21 protein-coding genes are annotated in these 22099 nt (G+C 68.9%); 9 read left to right on the top strand and 12 right to left on the bottom strand.

Annotated elements, in window-relative coordinates; all coding sequences use genetic code 11:
* Positions 1-3: 3 nt before the first annotated feature.
* The gene (locus tag NL114_RS17535; protein WP_254822208.1) at positions 4-822 is read right to left on the bottom strand and encodes a DUF63 family protein; all 819 of its coding nucleotides are present in this window, start codon (positions 820-822) and stop codon (positions 4-6) included.
* Positions 823-997: 175 nt separating this feature from the next.
* Here NL114_RS17535 and NL114_RS17530 point away from each other — a divergent pair, with 175 nt between their 5' ends.
* Positions 998-1312, top strand: a complete 315-nt coding sequence (locus NL114_RS17530; RefSeq protein ID WP_254822207.1) for a hypothetical protein — start codon at positions 998-1000, stop codon at positions 1310-1312.
* 72 nt (positions 1313-1384) lie between these two features.
* Complete coding sequence (locus tag NL114_RS17525) at positions 1385-1792, top strand: hypothetical protein (protein ID WP_254822206.1); 408 nt, start codon at positions 1385-1387, stop codon at positions 1790-1792.
* Positions 1793-1900: 108 nt separating this feature from the next.
* Here the strand turns inward: NL114_RS17525 and NL114_RS17520 are convergent, their stop codons facing one another.
* Positions 1901-2602, bottom strand: a complete 702-nt coding sequence (locus NL114_RS17520) for a DUF5828 family protein (RefSeq protein ID WP_254822205.1) — start codon at positions 2600-2602, stop codon at positions 1901-1903.
* A 205-nt stretch (positions 2603-2807) separates the two neighbouring features.
* On the opposite strand from NL114_RS17520, the gene upp reads away from it, so the two are divergent.
* A complete protein-coding gene (gene upp, locus NL114_RS17515; protein ID WP_254822204.1) occupies positions 2808-3482 on the top strand; it encodes a uracil phosphoribosyltransferase in 675 nt (224 codons plus the stop codon).
* A gap of 92 nt (positions 3483-3574) precedes the next feature.
* Here upp and NL114_RS17510 read toward each other — a convergent pair whose 3' ends face one another.
* The 5 genes from NL114_RS17510 to NL114_RS17490 form a co-directional block, all read right to left on the bottom strand.
* Positions 3575-4222, bottom strand: a complete 648-nt coding sequence (locus tag NL114_RS17510; protein ID WP_254822203.1) for an IMPACT family protein — start codon at positions 4220-4222, stop codon at positions 3575-3577.
* 122 nt (positions 4223-4344) lie between these two features.
* Positions 4345-5676: an outer membrane protein assembly factor BamB family protein gene (locus tag NL114_RS17505; RefSeq protein ID WP_254822202.1), complete on the bottom strand. Its 1332-nt coding sequence runs from the start codon at positions 5674-5676 to the stop codon at positions 4345-4347.
* 73 nt (positions 5677-5749) lie between these two features.
* Positions 5750-6238 carry a TrpY family transcription regulator gene (gene trpY, locus NL114_RS17500; RefSeq protein ID WP_254824737.1) on the bottom strand — a complete coding sequence of 163 codons (489 nt, stop codon included), beginning with the start codon at positions 6236-6238 and terminating at the stop codon, positions 5750-5752.
* Between the two features lie 144 nt (positions 6239-6382).
* Positions 6383-7171 (bottom strand): 7-cyano-7-deazaguanine synthase QueC, encoded by a 789-nt coding sequence (queC, locus tag NL114_RS17495; protein ID WP_286671085.1) that lies wholly within the window; start codon positions 7169-7171, stop codon positions 6383-6385.
* A gap of 593 nt (positions 7172-7764) precedes the next feature.
* Positions 7765-8334, bottom strand: a complete 570-nt coding sequence (locus NL114_RS17490) for a luciferase domain-containing protein (RefSeq protein WP_254822201.1) — start codon at positions 8332-8334, stop codon at positions 7765-7767.
* A 106-nt stretch (positions 8335-8440) separates the two neighbouring features.
* Here NL114_RS17490 and NL114_RS17485 point away from each other — a divergent pair, with 106 nt between their 5' ends.
* The 3 genes from NL114_RS17485 to NL114_RS17475 all read left to right on the top strand — a co-directional run bounded on the left by NL114_RS17485 (position 8441) and on the right by NL114_RS17475 (position 10971).
* Positions 8441-8920, top strand: coding sequence for a universal stress protein (locus NL114_RS17485; RefSeq protein WP_254822200.1), 480 nt, complete (start codon positions 8441-8443; stop codon positions 8918-8920).
* A 3-nt stretch (positions 8921-8923) separates the two neighbouring features.
* On the top strand, positions 8924-10054 hold the full coding sequence (locus NL114_RS17480) for a thiamine pyrophosphate-dependent dehydrogenase E1 component subunit alpha (protein ID WP_254822199.1): 1131 nt from the start codon (positions 8924-8926) through the stop codon (positions 10052-10054).
* A 68-nt stretch (positions 10055-10122) separates the two neighbouring features.
* Positions 10123-10971, top strand: coding sequence for a ZIP family metal transporter (locus NL114_RS17475; protein ID WP_254822198.1), 849 nt, complete (start codon positions 10123-10125; stop codon positions 10969-10971).
* A gap of 45 nt (positions 10972-11016) precedes the next feature.
* On the opposite strand, the gene NL114_RS17470 is transcribed toward NL114_RS17475, so the two are convergent.
* The gene (locus NL114_RS17470; RefSeq protein ID WP_254822197.1) at positions 11017-11484 is read right to left on the bottom strand and encodes a hypothetical protein; all 468 of its coding nucleotides are present in this window, start codon (positions 11482-11484) and stop codon (positions 11017-11019) included.
* Positions 11485-11607: 123 nt separating this feature from the next.
* Here NL114_RS17470 and NL114_RS17465 point away from each other — a divergent pair, with 123 nt between their 5' ends.
* The 3 genes from NL114_RS17465 (at position 11608) to NL114_RS17455 (ending at position 16251) form a co-directional block, all read left to right on the top strand.
* Positions 11608-12807 (top strand): redox-regulated ATPase YchF, encoded by a 1200-nt coding sequence (locus tag NL114_RS17465; RefSeq protein ID WP_254822196.1) that lies wholly within the window; start codon positions 11608-11610, stop codon positions 12805-12807.
* A 292-nt stretch (positions 12808-13099) separates the two neighbouring features.
* Complete coding sequence (locus NL114_RS17460; protein ID WP_254822195.1) at positions 13100-14452, top strand: vWA domain-containing protein; 1353 nt, start codon at positions 13100-13102, stop codon at positions 14450-14452.
* 173 nt (positions 14453-14625) lie between these two features.
* Entirely contained in the window at positions 14626-16251 is a 1626-nt protein-coding gene (locus tag NL114_RS17455; RefSeq protein ID WP_254822194.1) for a cytochrome P450, read from the top strand.
* 42 nt (positions 16252-16293) lie between these two features.
* Here the strand turns inward: NL114_RS17455 and NL114_RS17450 are convergent, their stop codons facing one another.
* The 4 genes from NL114_RS17450 to nuoL all read right to left on the bottom strand — a co-directional run bounded on the left by NL114_RS17450 (position 16294) and on the right by nuoL (position 22099).
* Entirely contained in the window at positions 16294-16743 is a 450-nt protein-coding gene (locus NL114_RS17450; protein WP_254822193.1) for a universal stress protein, read from the bottom strand.
* Positions 16744-16926: 183 nt separating this feature from the next.
* Positions 16927-18459, bottom strand: a complete 1533-nt coding sequence (locus NL114_RS17445; protein WP_254822192.1) for an NADH-quinone oxidoreductase subunit N — start codon at positions 18457-18459, stop codon at positions 16927-16929.
* Positions 18456-20030, bottom strand: coding sequence for a complex I subunit 4 family protein (locus NL114_RS17440; protein ID WP_254822191.1), 1575 nt, complete (start codon positions 20028-20030; stop codon positions 18456-18458). Before NL114_RS17440 ends, NL114_RS17445 begins: the two co-directional genes overlap by 4 nt.
* Entirely contained in the window at positions 20027-22099 is a 2073-nt protein-coding gene (gene nuoL, locus NL114_RS17435) for an NADH-quinone oxidoreductase subunit L (RefSeq protein WP_254822190.1), read from the bottom strand. The genes NL114_RS17440 and nuoL overlap by 4 nt, the downstream gene beginning before the upstream one ends.

The raw sequence follows: 22099 nt of genomic DNA, 5'->3' as shown, positions 1-22099 counted from the left end.
TCGCTACGCGATCATGAACAGCACGACGTTGTGTGCTCCCGGACCCAGTCCGACCGCCGCCACGCCGCCGAGCAGCAGGTAGCCACGCTGGGGCTCCTCGGCGGCGAACTCGCCGATGAAGACGAGGATGAACGTGGCGAGCGCGATCTTCACCAGCACGAACAGCCACGCCGGCCCGAGGAACGGGAGCGACACGAGGCCGCCGCCCAGCTCGATGAGGAGCCGTGAGAGCGGCGTCTGCTCCGCGAAGCCCAGCGTCGACCCCACGGCCGTCGAGATGCCGTCCAGCGTGTGCCCGACCACGACCAGCCACCCGACGCTCGATGCGGCTGCCGCGTCCTCGCTGGAGGTGGCGGCGACGACCCAGACGGCCGTCGCGACGACGAGCGAGACGACCAGTGCCGCCAGCGGCGGCCCCAGCAGGAGGCCGCCACGGCCCATCCCGACCCGGAGCGCGGTCCCGACGACGCCCCCGGCGGTCAGGGTTCCGGTCAACAGGAGGAGACTCGGTGCCGAGGGCAGGTCCCACTCGTCGGCGGGGAAGGGGCTCGCCGCTGCCCACACCAGCCCCGCGACCGAGAAGGTGGCCACGTAGACCGCCGGCGCGCCGACGAGCGGTCGGACCACCGCCGGCACGGCGTCGACCTGGAACAGTGCGTACAGCGAGGCCCCGACGACCATCCACGGCGTGAACGCCACCACGACACGCGACGTGACACGCGGTCGGGTCAGATGGAGGGCAGCCCCGGCGACCGCAGCGGCGACCGCGAGCGCCAGCAGATAGGGGACCGGCGGGAGCGCGAACCCGGAGGGGAGTACCATACGCGCACTCGCGCCCCCGCTGCGGAAGGCGTTGCGGTCCGGAACGGGAGACCTTCCGAACCAGTTCGTCCAGTAATCGCGTCTCGAACTGACCGTTCATCGGGACGGAAGGAGCCATCAAGAGATCCTTGCCTTTCCGAACGAATTAAGTGGAATTGCGATATAATAGCTGTGTATGTCCACGAGTAGTCCGAATAATATTCCGTTCAGGGCGCCCGAAGCCACATACAGTGAACACCACCACCGCGGTGCGGCGGCGTTCCTCGCGGCTGTCGGCTACGCTGTCGCCGTCGCGCTTTCGGGCGTTCCGGTGGCGCTGCTGGCCGGGCTGTTCGTGCCGCTCTCGCTGGGGACGGAATCGGCCGTCCGAGCCGCCCACCGGGGGCCGGTCAACACCCGGGCCGACGCCCTCGCGACGGGCCTGGGAATCGTCGTGGGGGTCGTGGCGACCGGGATGGTGGTGTTCGTCGCCAGGGCACTGGTCCCCTGAGCCCTGCTACCTGCTGTCGATGACGCCGGTGTCACGCCACCACTCAAGGGCATCCAGCCCCTCCACTCTCCTGTGACGGCCCCCTCCGCCTACCGACCCGGTGTCTGCAACATCGGCCCCGCTGCCCGCCGCGAGCGGGGCCTGGTCGCACTGGTCTCGTTCGCCGGAGCCATCGGCTACGCGGCCTTCGTCCTCGTGAGTAATCTCCCGACGCTCCTCCTGCTGGGGCTGTTCGTCCCGTTCTCGGTGGCCATCGAATGGGGGTTGCAGGCCCGCCGCTCGTTCTGCGTGACGCTCGCGCTCCAGGGGCGCTACGATTTCCGCGACACGGCCACGGACGGCGGCACCGGGATGGTCGAGCCATCGACGGCCCGTGAGCAGGACCGGACGTACGCACTCCACCTGACTCTTCTCGGGCTCGCGGCGGGCGCGGCACTGACCGCGCTCGTCTACGCGGCCGCGGTGCTGGCCGGGGTCTGAGCGGTTCGTTCACTCGATGCTCCCGGTGTCATGGTTCCTCCCTCGGCGTCGGCCCCGTCACCTGCACCCCAGGGCGGTCCCGACGAACAGCACGACGGCCGTCGGGCGTCAGTTGGTGTCCGGCCGGGAGCGTCCCTCCGTCTCGTCCTCGGTCGGGGGTTCGACGCCCTCGGCGGCCACGGCCGACTCCGTCTCCTTCGGCGTGTCCACGTGCCAGCGGTCCACGTCGCTCTCGTAGTCCGCCAGCCGGTTCGAGACGCGGATCTTCAGGTCGTCGTCGTTGACGTTCACCTCGAGTTCGTAGTCCGCGTCGTCGCTGCGTCCCACCCGGGAGACGTTGGCGCTGACGAGCTCGTTGTCGAAGTAGTACGGCGCGATACGCGTCATGACGTTCTTGTAGACGGCCCCCTCGACCCGGCGGATGGCCTTGCGGCTGGCCGAGTCCGCTGCGCGGGCGATGTAGCTGACGGAGTCGGCGGCCTTCTCGACGGCCTCGTCCGGGTCGTCGAGCTTCTCGTACGATTCGGCGAGCTGCTCGCCAGCGGCCTGGATGTCCTCGTCGGGGTCCTTGCCGGCCTTCTCGCCGGCCCCCTCGTTGACGCTGGCCTGCTCGGCCGTCTTCTCGTTGACGTGTTCGTCCAGCCGCTCGTCGTGTTTCGGGCGCCACTCGTCCCACTCGACCAGTGCGTCGTCGTCGATCTCGACCTCTCCCCCGGCCAGGTCCCGGAGTGCCCGCGTGATACGTTCGCCGTGCTCCACGATGTCGCTCCAGGTACCACGTTCCCTGAACCCGGAGACGCTCTCTTCCATCGGTACCCGCTTCGGTTTCCGGCCTAATACGTGTTGCCAGTAGTCCGACGCTCGTACGCCGCAGCGCACTCGGCACGGGACACCCGCCACGGCACCGCTCCCCGGGGCGCGCACCTCTCCGAGCGGCCAGGGCCGTGACCCTCGTGGGAAGTCCGGAGCGGCCGGGACCCCTCATGTTAAGCCCTCGGCGCGTCCCGATTCGGATATGCCTATCGAGGACCGTGACGACGCGTACGTCATCACCCACTCGCTGGCGAAGCACACGCTGAGCGACCTCCGGTCGGCCGATACCGAGCAGGTAGCGTTCCGGAACGGACTCGTGAAGCTGGGGCGCATCTGTGGCTACGAGATCATCGACGGCATGATGGACACCGAGTACGTCTCCATCACGACCCCGCTGGCCGACACGACCGGCGAGCGCGTGAAGGGCCTCGACGACGTGGTCATCGTGAACGTCCTCCGGGCCGCGACACCGTTCGTCGAGGGGCTGCTCAAGGCGTTCCCGCAGGCCCGGCAGGGCATCGTCAGCGCCGGGCGCGACGAGTCCGCCGGGATGGACGCGGACGGCAACTTCCCCATCTCCGTCGACTACGTCAAGCTCCCCGAACTCACCCCCGAGGACACCGTCATCGTCGCGGACCCGATGCTCGCCACGGGGTCGACGATGGCGGCCGTCCTGGAGGAGGTGACTGCCGACGCGGACCCGGAACGCGTCCTCGCACTCTCAGCTGTCTCCGCACCCGACGGCCTCGTCCACGTCCGCGAGGCCGTCCCGTCGGCCGACCTGCTGACCGTCGCGGTCGACGAACGGCTCGACGACGACGGCTACATCGTGCCCGGGCTCGGCGACGCCGGCGACCGGGCGTTCGGGACGAAGTGAACGGAGAGGAAGACTCCCCCAGATATTCGGCAAGAATCGGGAGTTGAGACGGACAGTAGACAGCTTTCCCGACTAATCCGCCAACTCCGGGCTCAATCCAGTTCCACCCGCCCGCTCGTCGCCGAGAGCAGGCGGTCTCGCAGGTCCTCGATTTCGCGGGCGGGAACGCGGGCGTCGAACCGGACCTCGGCCTCGTAGCTGGCCTCGAACTCGACATCTGCCGACTCCAGCAGCCCCCGGACGGTCCCGCTGTCGTCGTACTCCACGGTCGCGACGAGTCGCTCGTGGGGGACGGTCCACGTCACGCCCGCGTCCGTGATGGCCTCCTTCGCCGCCCGCGAGTACGCACGGACCAGCCCGCCCACACCGAGATTCGTCCCGCCGTAGTAGCGCGTGACCACGACGGCGGCGTCCTCCACCTCCTGGCCCTGCAGAACGTTCAGGATGGGCTTGCCAGCCGACCCCGAGGGCTCGCCGTCGTCGCTGCTGTACTCGCGGAAGGGGTCGGCGTTGACGCGGTAGGCCGGCACGTTGTGGGTGGCGTCGGGGAACGCCTCGCGGATCTCCGCGACGAACGACTCGGCCTCGTCGACGGTCGCGGCGGGCGCCGTGTGGCCGATGAACTCCGAGCCGTTGACGGTGAACTCGGCGCGCCCCCGTCCCCCGAGCGTCCGGTAGGCGTCGGGGTCGTCCGGCTGCCCGTCGGTGGCGTCCGGGTCGCTCCCGTCGTGGTCACTCACGGGCGGACCACGGCGCGGCCGTGCAAAAACGGTACGACCCGCGGGTCGTACCGATCCTTCCGCTCGCCGTCCTCCCGCTCACCGCCCTCCCGCTCACCGCCCTCCCGCTCACCGCCTCCCGCTCAGCGCTGGAGCGCGTACACCGTTCCGTCGGCCGCGCAGACGTAGACGCGCTCGCCGAGGGCGAGATCGGAGAGCCCGTGGTCGGCCTCGAACGTCCAGCGCTCGCTCCCGTCGGTCGCGTTCCGGGCGTAGACGCGGTTCGGCGCGTCGTTCCCGCCGCCGGTGTCCCCGTAGACGGCCATCTCCGTGGCGACCGCTGGCGTCACGAGGTCGGCATCGGCGGTCCAGGTCCACAACCGGTCACCGCTTTCGGTGTCGTAGGCGGCGAACCCGTCGCCGCCCGCGTACAGGACACCGCCCGCGACGGGCCCCTCGACAAGGAACGACTCGCCCTGGGTCTCCCAGCGTTCGTCGCCGCTCGCGGGGTCGACGGCCGTGACGGGGCCGCCGCCGAGGTAGAGCGCGTCGGCGAGCGTCACCGACGTGGTGTAGCGGGGGCGCTGCCAGGCGTGGCTCCCGTCGGCGGCGATGGCCCGCGTGTGGCCGCTGTTCGTTCCCGACGTGGTGGCGAAGAAGGCCGTCCGCCCGTCGGCCCGGAGCGTGTCGAACTGGTACTCGACACCCTCCTCGAAGAAGCGCCACAGCCGCTCGCCGTCCGGCCGAGCGAACGCGTCGACCGCCCGACGGCTGGCGACGAAGACGGCCTCACCGGTGACGGCGGCGCTGTGCGGGTCACCGACCTCACCGGTCCACGTCGACGCGCCGTTTCCGGCGTCGAGCGACCAGAGCGTCTCGCCGCTGCTCATGGGCTGGTCGTCGCGGCTCGCCACGAAGACACGCTCCCCGTCGGCGCCGAGGAGTTCCAGTGGCCCCCACGGCGAGGCGTCCGCGCTCCCCGGGAACGTCCACTGTTCGGTCCCGCCCGCGTCGAACGCACGCACGAGGTGGTCGTCGCCCAGGGTCTGCTTCCCCGCGCGTGCCACCACGAGGCCGGCGTCCGGCGCCACGACCACGTCCCGGACGGGCTTGCCGAGGTCGGCCTGCCACAGGTCCTGCCCCGTCGCCGGGTCGAGAGCGTACAGGGTCCCGGCCTCGGTCGGGACGAACAGCCAGCGGTCGCGGGCCGGGCCGGAACCGTCGACGTACCGGAGCGTCGCACCCGTGTGGACCGGGTCGCCCGCGGCGCCATCGACGGAGGCGGTCCAGGAGACGGGGCCGGTCGGCGTCGTGTCGTCCGTCGGAGGGGTGTCGGTCGGGGTGGGCGTTCCGTCGTCGGTGGGTGGCGTCTCGCTGGGGGACTCTGGCGTACTCGACCCGCCATCCGAGAAACAGCCGGCGAGGGCGGTCGTGAGGCCGGCGCCGAGGCCGGCCAGGAGGGTTCGTCGTCGCATACGCGGGACTGGTGGGACGGACGGCATAAGCCTCGTAGAGGCTCAAAGAGCCGTTTGAGACTCCGGCGTGCTGTTACTCCAGTTCGATGCGGTGGACGAACTCGAGGTCGCGGATCTCGTTGATGACCGCGCCCGGGAGGTCACCCTCGGTGATGACGTACAGGACGGGGTCGTTGGTGAACTCCGGGTCCTCGGAGATGGTCTGCCGGATGGAGATGTCGTGGTCGGCGAGGATGCCCGTGACGGCGGCGACGATGCCCGAGGCCTCCGGGTCCGAGACGGACACGGTGAGGACCGTCAGGTCGAGGACGGGCGCCAGGTCCATCAGCGACGGGATGGCCGTGATGTTCCGGAAGATGGGCTCGAGTTCGGGGTCGTCGAGGATGGCGTCGGTGGTGGCGTCGACGACGCGCCGGTCGACGCCGATCTCGCGGGCGATGCCCGTGTTCGGAATCTCGATGCCGCCCGAGACGACACGGCCGTCCTCGTTGACCGAGAAGCCACGCGCCAGGAGGAGTCTGACGACGGCCTGCTGGCTGGGGCTGTCCTCGAACTTCTCCATGATGGAGGCGAACGTGTCACCCACGTCGCTCACCCCCCGACACGGCGGGGTCGGCAGTCATGCTCGGTCGCGCGCCCGACACGACCAAAAAGGTTGCCGAGGGGCGATGGTGGCCAGTGCGGGCGAACAGGGCCCGTGCCACGGTCACGTGTAGTCGGGACGCTCCGCGTAGTCGATGGGGTCGCGAACGCCGAGGCGCTGGAACGCCTGGAGCCGGAACGCACAGGCGTCGCAGGTGCCACACGCCGGCTCCTCGGACCGATAGCAGGACCACGTCTGCTCGTAGGGGACCGCGAGTTCGAGGCCGCGCTCGGCGATGTCGGTCTTCGACCACTCGACGAACGGCGCCTCGATGGCGATGTCCGTCTCGGGTTTCGTCCCCACGTCGACGACCTGTTCGAACGCCTCGAAGAACTCCGGACGGCAGTCCGGATAGCCGGAGAAGTCCTCGGCGTGTGCGCCGATGAACACCGCCGTACAGCCGTTCGCTTCGGCGTACGAGACCGCCATCGACAGCAGGTTCGCGTTGCGGAACGGGACGTACGAGGTCGGAACCTCGTCGCTGTCCAGGTCCGCGTCCGCGACCTCGAGCTCCTCGTCGGTGAGCGAGGATGCGCCGATGCGTGCCAGGTGTTCGGTCTCGACGTGGAGGAACTCCGCGCCGACGGTGTCGGCCAGCTCGCGGGCACACGCGAACTCCCGGTCCTCGGTGCGCTGCCCGTAGGAGGTGTGGAGGAAGAACGGCTCGTAGCCCCGGTCCATCGCCTCGTAGACCGCCGTCGCGCTGTCCATCCCGCCGGAGACGAGGACGACGGCGCGGTCGGACGCCTCGCGGTCGTCCCGCGCCCGGTCGGTCGTCGGGGCGCCGCTGGACGGGCTGTCTGTGCTCTCGGTGCCGCTGTCGTCGGTGGGGGAGTTCTCGGAGTCGCTCATGGGGTATCGGGTGGAGGCCGTCGCCGAGCGCGGCGCCGCCGGTTCCGGGAAACGATTCCGTCCGGTACCCACAGGTCGTCGCCGGGGCACTTGAGTCTGCCCGGTGGATCCCCCGGGGACTGAGCCGAACTCCGTGAGCCGCCGTGTGGACGGTGATAGCCCGAAGGATATCCATCACCCTCTCCAGATATCCAGATAGTATATAGTAAATTGACAGGATATCTGTTAAATTTATACTATTATCAATATATCTGGTCCGCCGTGTATGGTTCATGGCAACACACGTCAGTGAGTACGGGAGTACGGTCGGCACAGTGGAGGAGTACCTGGCGCGGGCGGACGAGCTGGACGGGTTCATCTTCGCCGTGGGCGAGGGGGAGACCTCAACGCGTCCATCGGCCGGAACGAGGGCTCGGAGAACATCCTGTGGCTGGACGACCTGCTCGGGATGATCATCCTCGGCATCGCTGATACCCACGACGTTCACCCGGCCGTGCTGGGCCACATGGCCGTCGCGTTCGCGATGGAACACTGGGAGGGTTAAGCCAGCGCCGCGCGGGACAGGCGGCGCGCACGGGACGCTGCCCCTCCTGTCAGGCCCGCGACCGGAGCGTCGAGAGGAAGGTCTCGATGACGGCCTCGGGCAGTGCGAGCGCCCGAGCCGCCCGTTCTGCGGCGTCGGGGTCGAGGCTGTCCGCACCCGCATCGAAGTGCGCGACGTGCCAGCACCACGAGAGCCGGAGCAGGTCGCGGATACGGTCACGGTCCGCGGGCATCTCGAGGAACGTCGTCGCCCAGCCCGAGTCGGGAAGCACGTGGTGGCGAGCCGCGATGCCGGACGTGACGACTGCCTCCCCCACGGGCCGGACGAAGGGGATGTCGGTCAGTCCCCAGTCGTGGACGTGGCCGATCTCCCGGCCCCCGACGAGGAACTCCGTGCCGCCGTACCGATGTGGGGCCGTCTCGACGGCCGGCCAGTCAGCCACCTCTGCCACGAGGTCGGCCTTCAGGTCGCCGATGCGGCGCTGGAAGGCGAGTCGCCACGGCGAGGCCTCCGTCAGCAGGAGCCGGGCCCCGCCGACGACCCGCCTGAGGTTGAATCGGAACGGATTCGCTGGTGACGGCGAACGCCTGCCGGTGGCCCGGTCGATGTCGTGGGGCACGGTCGGTCGTTCCGGCCGTGTTCCCCTAACAGTTCGGGCTCGACCGCCGGGCTGGAGTTCCGCTCTCGGACAAGGAGTTATACTGGCTCCGGGAGTTGACAGTCATATGGTTCTGCTAGTCCCGTACGACGGGTCGTCGCTCGCGACGGCAGCCCTGGCCCGGGCGGAGGAGTTCTCGCTGTTCGCCGACGAGGAGGTCGTCGTGCTGTCGGTGCTCCCGGACGACGAGGAGTTCGCCCGTACCCGCGGCTGGGTCGGGGCGGACGAACCGTACGACCCGGAGGCGGTGGCAGCGGACCTCCGGGCACGGGCGCGCGAGATCGCTCCGGACGCGCGCTTCCGCGTGGAGCGGCTCGAGTCCGACGAGTCGAACCTGCTCGCGAACGTCACGACCGATATCACGCGCCGGATCCGCGAGGTGGCCGCCGAGGAGGACGTCAGCGTCCTCTTCATCGGCTCCGAGAACGCCGGCCGCGTCTCGCGGCCGCTGACCAGCGTCGGCTCCTCCGTCTCCGGGGACCCACGCTACGACGTCCACATCGTCCGGCATCCGCGGGAGAACGACCCCTCGCGGGGGGAGGCCTGACCGATGGACCGCGACCGCGTCGACGCGCTGCTGGACCGCGACGTGACCGACACCGTGCAGGTGCTCGATGAGGACGGCGAGGTCGTCGCGCCCGAGCTGTTGCCCGCCATGGGCGACGACGAACTGCTCGGGCTCTACCGCGACATGCGGCTGGTCCGGCACTTCGACGAGCGGATGGTGAGCCTCCAGCGCCAGGGCCGCGTCGGGACGTTCGCCCCCGCGGCGGGCCAGGAGGCCACGCAGGTCGGCTCCACGCACGCGCTCCGGGATTCGGACACCATCTCCTACCAGTACCGCGAGCACGGCGCCGTCGCCTCGCGCGGGTTCACCCCCGGCTACGTCCGCTACTGGATGGGCCACGAGTCCGGCAACGCCGCGCTCGCGGACGTGAACGTCTTCCCGCTGAACATCTCCATCGCGGGGCACATCCCGCACGCGACGGGCTACGCGTGGGCCGCCCAGCTCTCGGGCAGCGACGAGGTCGTCGCCTGCCACTTCGGCGACGGCGCGACCTCGGAGGGGGACTTCCACGAGGGCGTCAACTTCGCCGGCGTGTTCGACGCGCCCGCGCTCTTCTTCTGTCACAACAACGGCTGGGCCATCTCCACGCCGGCGAGCGAGCAGACGGCCAGCGAGACCTACGCCGGGAAGGCCAGCGCCTACGGCATCGACGGCGTCCGCGTGGACGGGATGGACCCGCTCGCGGTGTACGCCGTGACCGAGGCCGCCGCGACCGCCGCCCGGGGGCCGGGGCGCGAGGAGTGGCGCCCGCGCCCGACGCTGGTCGAGACCATCTGCTACCGCTACGGCGCGCACACGACCGCCGACGACCCGGACGCGTACCGCGACGAGGGCGAGGTCGAGCAGTGGCGCGAGAAGGACCCCATCGACCGGATGGCGGCCTACCTCCGGCGGACGGGCCGGCTCGACGACGAGCGTGACGATGCCATCGAGTCGGAGGTGGCGGAGACGGTCGCCGACGCCATCGACGCGGCCGAGGAGGGCGCCGGCGACCCGATGGACCTGTTCCGAGACGCGTACGCCGAACCGACGCCACGGGTCGACGAGAGCCGGGAGTACCTCGAAGCGCTCATCGACCGGCACGGCGCGGACGCGCTGCTGCGCGAGGAGTAGGGCCCGCCGCGGTCCCTCGGGGCCGGCCCACCGACACGTTCAGTACGGTGCCGAGCGACGGCCGGCGCATGGCCACGCCGACGGAGACGTTCGTCTCGCTGGTCGGAACCGACCCGCTGGTCCAGGGGCTCGTCGGCGGTATCGTCATCGCGCTGCTCAACACCCTCGGTGCGGCGGCCATCCTCGTCGTCCGCGACCCCTCGGAGCGGACGCTGGATGCGCTGATGGGTTTTGCAGCGGGCGTGATGCTCTCGGCCTCGTTCACCAGCCTCCTCCTGCCCGGCATCGAGTTCGCCGGCCAGCCCGCCTACCAGGCGACCGTCGGCGGCGTCACGCTCGACGGCGTCGTGCCCGTCCTCGTCGGGTTCGCGCTCGGGGTCGCGCTGCTCGACCGGGCCGACGACATCGCCCCGCAGGTCGGGAGCGTCATCACGGGCCGCGCCGGCCGCGAGGCCGACCTGGACGACGCCCGCGTGAGCGCCGTCGTCCTGTTCGTCCTCGCCATCACGCTCCACAACATGCCCGAGGGACTCGCGGTCGGCGTCGGCTTCGGCTCGGGGAACGTCGGCGACGGGCTGGCGCTCATGCTCGCCATCGGTATCCAGAACATCCCGGAAGGGCTCGCCGTCTCCATCTCCGCCCGCGACGCCGGTCTCGGGTCGTCGTTCTACGCGCTCGTCGCGGGCGTCCGGGCGGGCATCGTCGAGATTCCCCTCGCGGTCTTCGGTGCGGTGGCGGTGACGGTCGCGGCGCCGCTGCTCCCGTACGCGATGGGCTTTGCCGCGGGTGGGATGCTGTTCGTCATCAGCCACGAGATCGTCCCGCGGACCCACGCCCGGGGGAACGAACACGTCGCGACGATGGGACTGATGGTCGGGCTCGCCGTGATGCTGACGCTGGACGTGGTACTCGCCTGACCCCCATCAGCGTCGGCCCCCTGCCACGGACCGCTCGCCGGGTCGCTAGCTGAACAGGTTGCGGAGCCGGGACAGGAGTCCTCCGGACGACTGGTCGTCCGCCGTGTCCGTCCCCTCGGGGGTCGCCGTCGTGGCCGCCGGTTCCGCCGTCTGCGCGGCCGACCCCTCGGCTTCGGCCTCCGTGTTCGTGTCCACTCCCTCTGCCTCCGCTTCCGGCGCCGCCGTGTCGGGAGCGCGACCGGCCATCGTGCAGTACGGGCAGCCGTTATCGTCATCGGCGTAATGTGCCAGGCCACAGTTCGAGCAGACGGTCCGTGGTCGCGAGGGTGGGGTCGGGCCGGCGACCGACCCGGCCGGGGGCGTGTCTACTGTCGGGGACGAATCCGCCGACGCCGACGCCCCGGCCGCTGACTCGTCGTCACCAGCCAGCGCGCCACAGTACGGACAGTCGCTGTTCCGGTCCGTGTAGTACGGGAGCTGGCAGTTCGGACAGGGTTCTCTCGCGGCACTCATAGGCGCGTGCTAGCAGTACACGCATATATAACCGGACGACCGTTCACGGCCGCGTCACGCCGTGACAACCCACGGAGCCGGCGAGTGGAAACCGCTATCCGGACCGACGGCTGCCATCCGGTAATGAGCTATCGCATCGGTCTGGTCGGCAAGCCCTCGGTGGGCAAGTCGACGTTCTTCAACGCGGCGACGATGAACGACGTGCCGGAGGGTGCCTACCCGTTCACGACCATCGACCCGAGCCTCGGCGAGGCGTACGTCGGTGTGGACTGTGCGGCCCCGGAGTTCGACGAGGACTGCGAGCCCAGCGTGGGCGTCTGCCGCGAGGGGCGGCGCTACGTCCCCGTCAAACTGGTCGACGTGGCCGGGCTCGTGCCCGACGCCCACGAGGGGAAGGGGATGGGCAACCAGTTCCTGACCGACCTCAACGAGACGGACGTACTGGTCCACGTCGTCGACTTCTCGGGGACCACGGACGCCGAGGGCGAGCCGACGGAGGGCCACGACCCCCGCGACGACATCGACTTCCTCGAACGGGAACTCGACATGTGGTATCTCGGCGTCCTCGAGAAGGGGATCGAGAAGGTCGAGAGCGCCTACGACCGACCCACGCCGGACGACGAGGTGAAGCCCGCCCGCATCCTCGCCGAGCAACTGAGCGCGTTCGGCACCACCGACGACGGTGTCAAGCGCGTCGTCCGGTCGCTGGACCTCGCTCTCGACCCGACCGAGTGGGACGAGTCCGAGCGCGAGGCGGTCGCCCGCGAGACCCGCAAGCGGACGAAGCCGATGGTCATCGCGGCGAACAAGATGGACACCCCCGAGGCGCGGGACAACTACGAGGCCATCACCGACGACCCCGACTACGACCACCTCACCATCGTCCCCACGAGCGCCCACGCGGAGAAGTCACTCAAGAAGGCCGACGAGGCCGGTGCCGTCGACTACCGCCCGGGCGACGCGGACTTCGAGGTCGTCGGGGACGTCTCCGACGGTCAGCGCGCCGGGCTGGAGGCCATCCGCGAGTTCGTCACCGAGTACGGCGGCACCGGTGTCCAGACCGCGCTCGAACGGGCGCTGTTCGACGAGCTGGACCTGAAGGCCGTCTTCCCGGGCTCCGCGAGCGGTGACTGGTCGAAGGGACCCTTCCGCGACTGCTTCCTCATGCCCGGGGACGCCACCGCCGAGGAGTTCGCCTACCACCTCCACTCCGATATCGGCGAGGGCTTCCTCCACGGCATCGACTGCCGCTCGGACATGCAGGTCGGCGGCGACACGGACCTCGACCACCGGGCGGTGCTGGAGGTCGTGACGACGAACTGAGAGGACGGTCTCGGGCCGCGCGCGCAGCGAATCGAACCCCTGTTCGACCCGTGCGAGTGTGACAGTAGCATCCGGCAACGTCGGCCGTTCCGTGCTCGGTCTGTCCCCACACGGTGGCAGTATGGACTCCATACCGCTTACAGAAGCGTTCTAGAACCGTTCACGGGGACACGACGGTAGTACGTGCTTAATACCTCAAGCCACCGATACTGCGGTACACTTCCGAGCGAGGAGGCACATCGTTCCTCGGCCATCCTGGCCAGGCGCCCACCGGACCGGAGGAGTGACATCAATGACTACAACCAACACGGAGACGACCCAGCTGTATCCCCTCTCACGTCGTGACGTGATGCGAACGGCCGCCATCCTCGGCGGTGCAGCGGCGGTCGGTGGCGTCGGGACCACGCTGTTCCCCACCGTACGCGCGGCAGAGCCAACCGTCATCCAGACCTGCGGTGGTGATGTCGACATCGTCGTGGCGCTCGACTACTCCGGCTCCATCTACAATACCGGCTCCTGGCCGGATATCGAGAGTGGCGTCGACAGCTTCCTCGGCGTCGTCCCGGATGACGTTCAACTCGGGCTGGTGACCTTCGGTGACGCACCCGACGCGTTCGAGTACAGCGCGAACAACTTGCTCGACTTCGCCACCGCGACGAACGTCGCTGCGTTCAAGGCCGGCATCCCTCCGGCGATGACATCGAACGAGAATGCGACCCACATGCCCGGTGCGCTGGCTTTCTCCAATGCCATCCTCGCGAATGAGGGCCGCGCCGGCAAAGAGATCATCCTCCTCATCACGGATGGGAGCCCCAACTACCAGAACGGCGTCGTGGGCGACGGTGCGGCACCCCCTGCGGACGACACGTCGTTCCCGTACGGAACCTTCCCGTTCACCGGCGGGACGGCATCTGAGGACGGAACGATTCAGCAGACAGAGAAAGACGAGACTGCAACACTCGCGACCACCATCAAGAACGGCGGGCGCCGCATCATCACGGTCGGCGTCGGCACCAGCGTCGACGACGACTACCTCATGAACAGTATCGCTAGCACCCCCGATGACTACGTCGCCGTCGAGGACCCGGCCAACCTGGGCACGGAACTCGAGACTCTCATCAGCGAGGTCTGCGAGCCCGAGTGCGCCCCGTGCGCGCTCGACGAGTCGGTCAGGTACGAGTACGTGGTCGAGTACGACGACGAGGGCACCGTGACCTTCGACGGCTTCGTCCTCGATGGCGACTACGACGGCGGCATCAGCTACGTCAGCGACGTGGACAAGGACGGGTCGATGTACGACCCCATGTCCGCGACGTTCGACCTGGGTGGTCTCTGTGACGCCTGGGCGGTCGTGAAGGCGGGCCAGGAGTTCGCGGTCACACAGGTGACTGCCGACGACGATGGCAGCGTGACGGTCGGCTACGTCGACCCCTACGCGATCAGCTTCGTCGCGTTCTTCTGCACCGAGGCGGACGCACAGGCCTTCGCCGAGAGCTTCCCCTCCCGGGGTCGCGGTGGTGGGCGCCCATCCGACGACAGCGCGACCAGCACGGTGACCGGTGACTCCGGCGGACGCGGTCAGGGCCACGCTCACGGGCGCGGCAAGGCGACCGGAAAGGGCAACGGACTCGCACGCGGCCGCTGATACGGCCGCTGCCGGCGGACCGACCCTGACCGGCCGCCGTTCTCCTTCGTTTTCCGACAGCTACCGTTCACCGATGGCGCTCGCTCGAACCAGGCACCTCCACCCAACGTTCGTGTGCCGCGTCCACAATGGCCACGACACTCATTACCTTGCGGTAACAATTGCGACAGGTAATGGGCATCAGGGATATCGACCCGTCGGAGCTTCCGGGCGGCCCCTCGCTGGCCCGGGCCGTGGAGCTGGTCCCCCGGCTTATCAGCGACGACCCGCTGACCGTCGGGCTGTACCTCCGGGAGCAGTACGGACACACCGTCCGCATCCCGCCGATCCACCCATCACTCGACAAGGAGGTGTATCTGATCTCGCACCCGGACGACCTCCAGTACATCCTCCAGTCGAACCCCTCGGAGTTCGGGGGACTGGACGTCCCCGGCTCGCGGGACTTCAGTCGGGTCATCCGCAACAGCATCGTCAGCCTCCACGAGGACAGCGAGGAGGGCTCCTGGACCCGACGGATGCGGCTGGTGGGGCCGGAGTTCAACGAGAACGCCGTCATCCCGAAGGCGCCGGAGATGGTGGAGACGACGCTCGCCACGCTGGCCGAGTTCGAGGGAGATGACGGCGGGGCGACGGCGGCCGCGCCGGAGACGGTTCCCGACGCCGTCCAGGTCATGGCCCCCGACCACGACGGCATCCGACTGCTCCCGGCGATGCAGCGGCTCACCCTCCGACTCCTCGGCGTGAGCCTGTTCGGGCCGGACATCCGCGCCCAGGAGACGGACATCATCGAGTCGGTCGACGGCCTCCGGGACCTGTTCAAGCAGCGGCAGACGCGGCTCGTGGCCAGCTACGTCGGCCGCCGACTCCCCGACGAACTCCATCTCCCCGGCTGGCTCCAGGACGGGCTCGGCGCGGACCCGTACGTGGAGCTGGGGAGCCGCCAGGAGCGGCAGATCGAGGCGTACGTCGACCAGTTGATCGGGGCCGCGACGGCCATCGTCGAGCGCCGGCTCCGCACGCCGCGGGCCTACGACGACGCACTCGGGGCCTGGCTCTGCCGCCAGGACCCGGTCGATGGGGAGTCGCTGGACCCGGAGACGCTCCGACAGGAGGTGCTGGGGCTGCTCATCGCCGGGCACGCCACCGTCACCGCCGGGATGACGTGGGCGCTCTACCTGCTCGCCGCCCGCCCCGAGGTGCAAGAGCGCATCCGGGCGGAGACCCGGGAGACGGAACTGCTGGCCCCCCATGGCGAGGCGGCCTGCCAGGTCGCGCTGGGCGAGACGCCGGCGACCGAGGACGGCGAGACGTTCATCACCTCGCTGCCGTACACCCGGCGGGTCTGGGAGGAGACGCTCCGACTCTATCCCTCGCTCCCGGTCTTCGGCCGGACCACAAAGACCCAGACGAGTGTCGGTGGCGAGGAGATCGACGCCGGGACGCATGTGCTCATCAGCCCCTACGTCACCCATCGCGACCCGGATTTCTGGGACGACCCGGACACGTTCGACCCGTCGCGGTTCGAGTCCGAGCAGGTGGCCGACCGCCACGAGTTCGCCTACCTCCCGTTCTCGAAGGGCCGCCACTCATGCCTCGGCGAGAACATCGCCACCACGGAGGCCACGGCCGCCCTCGCGGCCATCTGTGCGACCTACCGGGTCGAGTTCGCCCGCCCCCACGACACGGACCCCGAGGAGTTCGACCCCCACGAGGCACCCGAGGTCGGACTGGATTCGGCCATCAACCTCCAGCCCGACCGGGATATCCACGTCCGGTTCAGCCCTGTGAACCCCGAGTGAGGCTGTGTCGAGTCCAGGCCCACACCCAGGACCGATGAAGACTCACTCGCCGACCACGGTCTTCACGACCGTCGCCGGCCGGGTCGTCAACCGAAGGACGCGGTCGGTCACGCTCCCGAGGAGCGCCCGGTACTCGTCCGGCCGCCGTTTCGTGCCGAGGACGATCAGGTCCACGTCGGCGTCGTCGGCGTGCTCGACGATCGTCTCGGCGGGTCGACCGTGTTGCATCGCCTCGACGACCTCGACACCGGCAGTATCCGCGTCACGTCGAATCGCCGTGAGTGTCTCCTCGCCGAGTTCCTCGAGCCCGTGTTCCGGCCCTTCGGCCTCGTCGACGTACTCGTCGCCGCTGTACGCGGTCACGATGTCCTCGTCGACGACGTAGAGGACGTGGAGGACTGCATCGTGGGCCGCCGCGAGTTCGATGGCGTGTGATTCGGCCTCATCGGAGGCGCTCGTCCCGTCCGTCGAAAGCAGGATCCGGTCGTACATCCAGTCCGGGCTCCGGGAGCGAGCGTAATAAAGCCGAATCCAAGTCCTCTCCATCTGGGAAGCGGGGGCCAGCCTCCGGAAGGCCCTCGCTGGACCGCTGGTCGTGGGGCGCTGATTACGGTCCGGCAGCTCGGGGACGGAATATCGGAGAACGGAACCGCGAACGGAACGCTGGACCCCGGTTCAGGGCCCGAGCTGCAGCACGGCACTGGCCGCGTCGAAGGCGACGCCGGAGAAGACGCCGATGGCCGGGAGCAGCAGGACCGTCACGATAGCCGCGATGACGACGGCCGCGTACAGCCCTGTCGGGTAGCCCCGCGCGTCGATCCCCTCGAGGTTGCCGTCGGGCTCCTCGATCCACATCGCCTTGACGACGCGGGAGTAGTAGAACAGGCTCAGCGCGGAGTTGACGGCCGCGACAAGCGCGAGCCACCAGACGCCCGCGCCGACCGCGCCGGCGAGCAGGTAGTACTTCGAGAGGAAGCCCCCGCCGATGGGGAGGCCCGCCAGCGAGAACATGAAGACGGTCATGGCGACGCAGGCGACCGGTGCCTTCGTCGCGAGGCCGTTGTAGTCCTCGAAGGTGCGCCCGATGCCCCAGTACTCGACCAGCGCCACGAACAGGAACGCACCCGTGTTCATGAAGCCGTAGACGAGCAGGTGGATCATGCCGGCGCCGAGGACGATCTCGCCGTTACCGGCGCCCGTGAGCGCCGCGAGGCCGATGAGCACGTAGCCGGCGTGCCCGACCGAACTGTAGGCGAGCATCCGCTTGACGTTCTCCTGGGTGGCGGCGGCGAAGTTGCCCAGCGTCATCGTCACGACCGCGAGCACCTGGAACAGGAGCACCCAGTCGATGACCGGCGCGACGGCCTCGATGGGGAACGCGACGACGAAGACGCGGAAGGCGACCACGAATCCGGCCGCCTTCGAGGCCGAGGAGAGGAACGCGCTGACGGGTGCGGGTGCGCCCTCGTAGGCCTCCGGCGCCCAGAAGTGGAACGGAACGGAGGCGGTCTTGAACGCGAAGCCGCCGGCGACCATCAGCACGCCGACGCCGAGGACACCGCCCAGCCCCGAGAGCGCGCCGGCGCTCTGCAGGGCCGCCGCGATCTCCTCCAGCAGCAGGCTGCCGGTGACGCCGTAGACCAGCGAGACGCCGTAGGCGAACACCGCCGAGGAGAGCGCCCCGACGAGGAAGTACTTCATCCCCGCCTCGACGCTGCCCTTGTCGTTCTTGAGGAACGCCACGAGCGCGTACGAGGGAAGCGAGAGCAGCTCCAGCGAGACGAAGATCGTGGCCAGCGAGTTCGCCGCGGCCATCAGCGTCATCCCGGTCGTCGCCAGCATCACCAGGATGTAGTACTCGGCCTGGTACTGCCGACCCTCGAGGTAGTCGAGGCTCGCGAGACAGACCAGCGTGGCGACGCTGGTGGCGATGAACATGAAGAACAGCGCCATCGAGTCGACGACGAGCTGGCCGCCGTACAGCGAGACCCCCTCGCCGCTCCCGACGCCCGTCAGCAGGAAGGCACCGGCGACGACCATCGCCGTGACGGTGCCGACCGTCGCGGTCCCCGCGAGCAGGCCGCTGTTCGACTCGTCCGGGTCGATGCTGTCGAGTACGAACAGGAGCAGCGCGAACACGGCCAGCACCAGCGCCGGCGTGAGCGCCGCCCAGGTCGGTTCGATGGCTGTGGATTGTAGGGGCATCATGGGGAACCACCTCCGAGTTCGATGGCGGCCTCAGCCGTCGCACCATCGACGAGCGGGCCGACCGCGTCCGTGATCATCCGGAAGAACAGGTCGTTCGGGAACGTCCCGAGCGCGATGATGACCACGATGAGGACGATGAGCGGCACGACATCGTGTCGAGCCGCCTTCGTGATCTCGTAGTCGCCGTCGAACTCGAACGGACCGAACAGCGAGCGCTGCATCGCCCACAGCAGGTAGCCGGCGACGATGACGATACCGAACATCGCCAGCCCCGTCATCACGGCCATGCCGTTGCCGGCGATGACGGTGGACTGGAAGGCGCCGACGAAGATGAAGAACTCCGCGGCGAAGCCGGCCATCAGCGGCAGGCCGGCGTAGGCGAACGCACCGGCGACGAACGCGCCGACGGTGACGGGCATCTTCTCGGCCAGCCCCGCCATGTCGCCGATCTCTCGCGTGTGCGAGATGTTGTAGATGACGCCGACGCAGGCGAACATCAGGCCCGAGATGAGTCCGTGGCTCACCATCTGGAACGTCGCGCCGCCCATCCCGTAGCTCGTGTAGGCGACGAGTCCCAGGATGACGTAGCCCATCGAGGAGACGGACGAGTACGCGACGACGCGCTTGAGGTCGGACTGGGCCAGCGCGAGCAGCGCGCCGTAGATGACGCTGATGACCGCGATGGCCGCGATGGGCACCGCGAGGTTCCGCGCGACCTCCGGCAGCATCGTGAAGTTGAACCGCAGCAGGGCGTACGTCCCCATCTTCAGGAGGACGCCCGCCAGCAGCACGGAGATCGGTGTCGGGGCTTCGACGTGAGCGTCCGGCAGCCACGTGTGGAACGGGACGATGGGCACCTTGACGCCGAACCCGATGAACATCGCGACGAACGCGAGCAGCGCCAGCTGCTCCGGCCCGATGAGGCCGCCGGCGAGCGAGCCGAGTTCACCCGCCCGCAACGCCTGCGCGATCTCGGGGAGCGCCAGCGAGGTGATGCTGTCGCCCAGGCCGAACACCAGCCCGAAGAACCCGATGAACAGGACGAGGCTGGCGATGTTCGTGTAGACGAAGAACTTGATGGCGGCGTACTTCCGGCGGGCGCCGCCCCAGATGCCGACGAGGAAGTACATCGGGATGAGGACGGCCTCCCAGAAGACGAACCAGACGAAGAAGTCCAGCGCGCCGAAGACGCCGATGAGGCTGGCCTCCAGGAACAGGACCAGCCCGTAGAACTGGTTCTGTCGCTCGGCGATGGGCGTCCACGCCGACATGATGGCCAGCGAGGTCAGTAGCGTCGAGAGGACGACCAGCGGCATGCTGATGCCGTCCAGGCCCATGTACCACGAGAGGTCGTAGGGGCCGAGCGTTATCCAGGTGAACTGCTCGCTGTAGGCGAGCTCACCACCCAGTAGCGCGTTGCCGCTGCCGTCGAAGTTGAGGTACATCAGCGCCGAGAGCGCCAGCGGCAGGAGCGACCAGCCGAAGGCGAGCTTCCCGGCGTACTCGTCGGGCGCGAAGAAGACGACGACCGCGCCCAGCAGGCAGAGCCCGATGAGGGCCTCGATCATCATGCGAAGACACCTCCGAACCAGCCGCCGGCGATGCCGAAGGCGACCAGCAGCACCACCAGCCCGAGCGTGATGAGGGCCGCGTAGTTGGAGACGATGCCCGTCTGGATGCGACGCAGGAAGTGGCCGGAGACGAGACTCACGTCGGAGACGCGGTTGACGAGGCCGTCGACGACCCCGTCATCGAACCGCTTGGCGTTCTTCGCGACGGTCCCCTCGGTGAGGTCCTGCGCGAGCCAGACCTGGTACTCGTCCTGGTAGTAGTTGTTGTAGAGCAAGGTCTTGAGCGAACCGAGCTTCGCAGTGTGTTCGTCGGGGTCGGGACCGCGGTAGAGCGCGAGCGCGACGCCCGCACCCGCGAGTGCCAGCCCCAGCGAGAGCGCCGCCGAGGCGAGCATCGAGACGAGCTCGCCGCCGGCGAACGTGGCGTTGGCGGTGTACCCCGCGACATCGTGCAGCAGCGTCGCGTAGTGCTCACCGTTGAGCCCCTCCGGCCCGTGGTAGAGCCAGTCGTGGAGGAACTCCGGCACGCTGTCCACGACCTTGTGGACCGGCACGAGGTTGATGACGCCGATGACCGCGGCGAGGATGCCGAGAATCGCCAGCGGCACCTTCACGTTCCACCGGACGGGTTCGGGGTCCTCCGCGAGGTCCGAGCGCGGTTCGCCGTGGAACGTCAGCAGCACCATCCGGAAGGTGTAGAAGCCGGTGAAGAACACGGCCAGCAGGCCCATGGCGTAGGCACCCAGCAGGAGCGGGCTCCCGCCGAGGCCGTGGACCAGCGTCTCGTACAGCACCTCGTCCTTCGACCAGAAGCCGGAGAACGGGACGATGCCGGCCAGTGCCAGGCTGCCCGAGAGGAACGCGTAGTAGGTCACGGGCATCTTCTCCTTCAGCCCGCCCATGTCCCACATGTCCTCGTTGTGGTGCATCGCGATGATGACCGAGCCGGCGCCGAGGAACAGGAGCGCCTTGAAGAACGCGTGCGTGGTCAGGTGGAAGACCCCGGCCACGTAGCCACCGCCGCCCAGCCCGAGCATGATGTAGCCGTACTGGGAGATGGTGGAGTAGGCGAGCACCTGCTTGATCTCGTCCTTGACGACGCCCATCGAGGCGGCGAACAGCGCCGTGAAGCCGCCGACGAAGGCGATGACCGCGAGGACGGTCGGAAGCAGGGCGTAGAACCCGTACATCCGGGCGACCAGGTAGACCCCGGCCGCGACCATCGTCGCGGCGTGGATGAGCGCCGAGACCGGCGTCGGGCCCTCCATCGCGTCCGGGAGCCACGTGTGGAACGGGAACTGGGCGGATTTGCCCATCACGCCACCCAGCACGAGCAGGCCGAGCACGCCGAACCATGCCTGCGGCGAGAGGCCGAAGAACGTGTTGACCGTCGCGTTACCGGCGATGGCGGCCTCGGCAAGGCCGGGGAACGACTCCTCGACGCCCGGGCCGCCGAACATCCCCGTACCGAAGGTGGCGAAGATGCCGACGACGCCGATGAGGAAGAAGTAGTCACCGAATCGGGTGACCAGGAACGCCTTCTTCGCGGCGCTCGGCGGACCAGAGCGCCGGAACCAGAAGCCGATGAGCAGGTACGAACACAGGCCCACCAGCTCGAAGAACATGAACGCCATCAGGATGTTGTCCGAGAAGACGAAGGCGAGCATGCTCGCGGTGAACAGGCCCAGCTCGGCGTAGTAGCGGGGCAGGCCGGTCTCGTTCTCGTCGTTCATGTAGCCCAGCGAGAAGATGTGGACCAGGAACGCGATGGTCGAGACGATGACCAGCATCAGCGTCGAGAGCTGGTCGAGCAGGATGCCGAACGTCAGCTCGAACGGCACTCCTTCGCCGCCGACCCACGTGTACAGCTCCATGTGGTAGGCGTGGCCGCTCGCGACCTGCGCGAGCATGACCAGCGACAGCAACAGCGACCCGGCGGTCGCCGCGATTCCGGCGAACGCCCCCTTCTTCGGCATCCGGTCACCGAAGAACAGGGCGACCAGGAACGATACGAACGGCAGCACCGCGATGGCCGGCGCGAACGTGAATATTCCTCCTTCTGCAGCCAT

The sequence above is a fragment of the Haloglomus halophilum genome, from assembly GCF_024298885.1.
Taxonomy (GTDB): domain Archaea; phylum Halobacteriota; class Halobacteria; order Halobacteriales; family Haloarculaceae; genus Haloglomus; species Haloglomus halophilum.
This window is presented reverse-complemented; position numbering and strand designations above follow the sequence as displayed.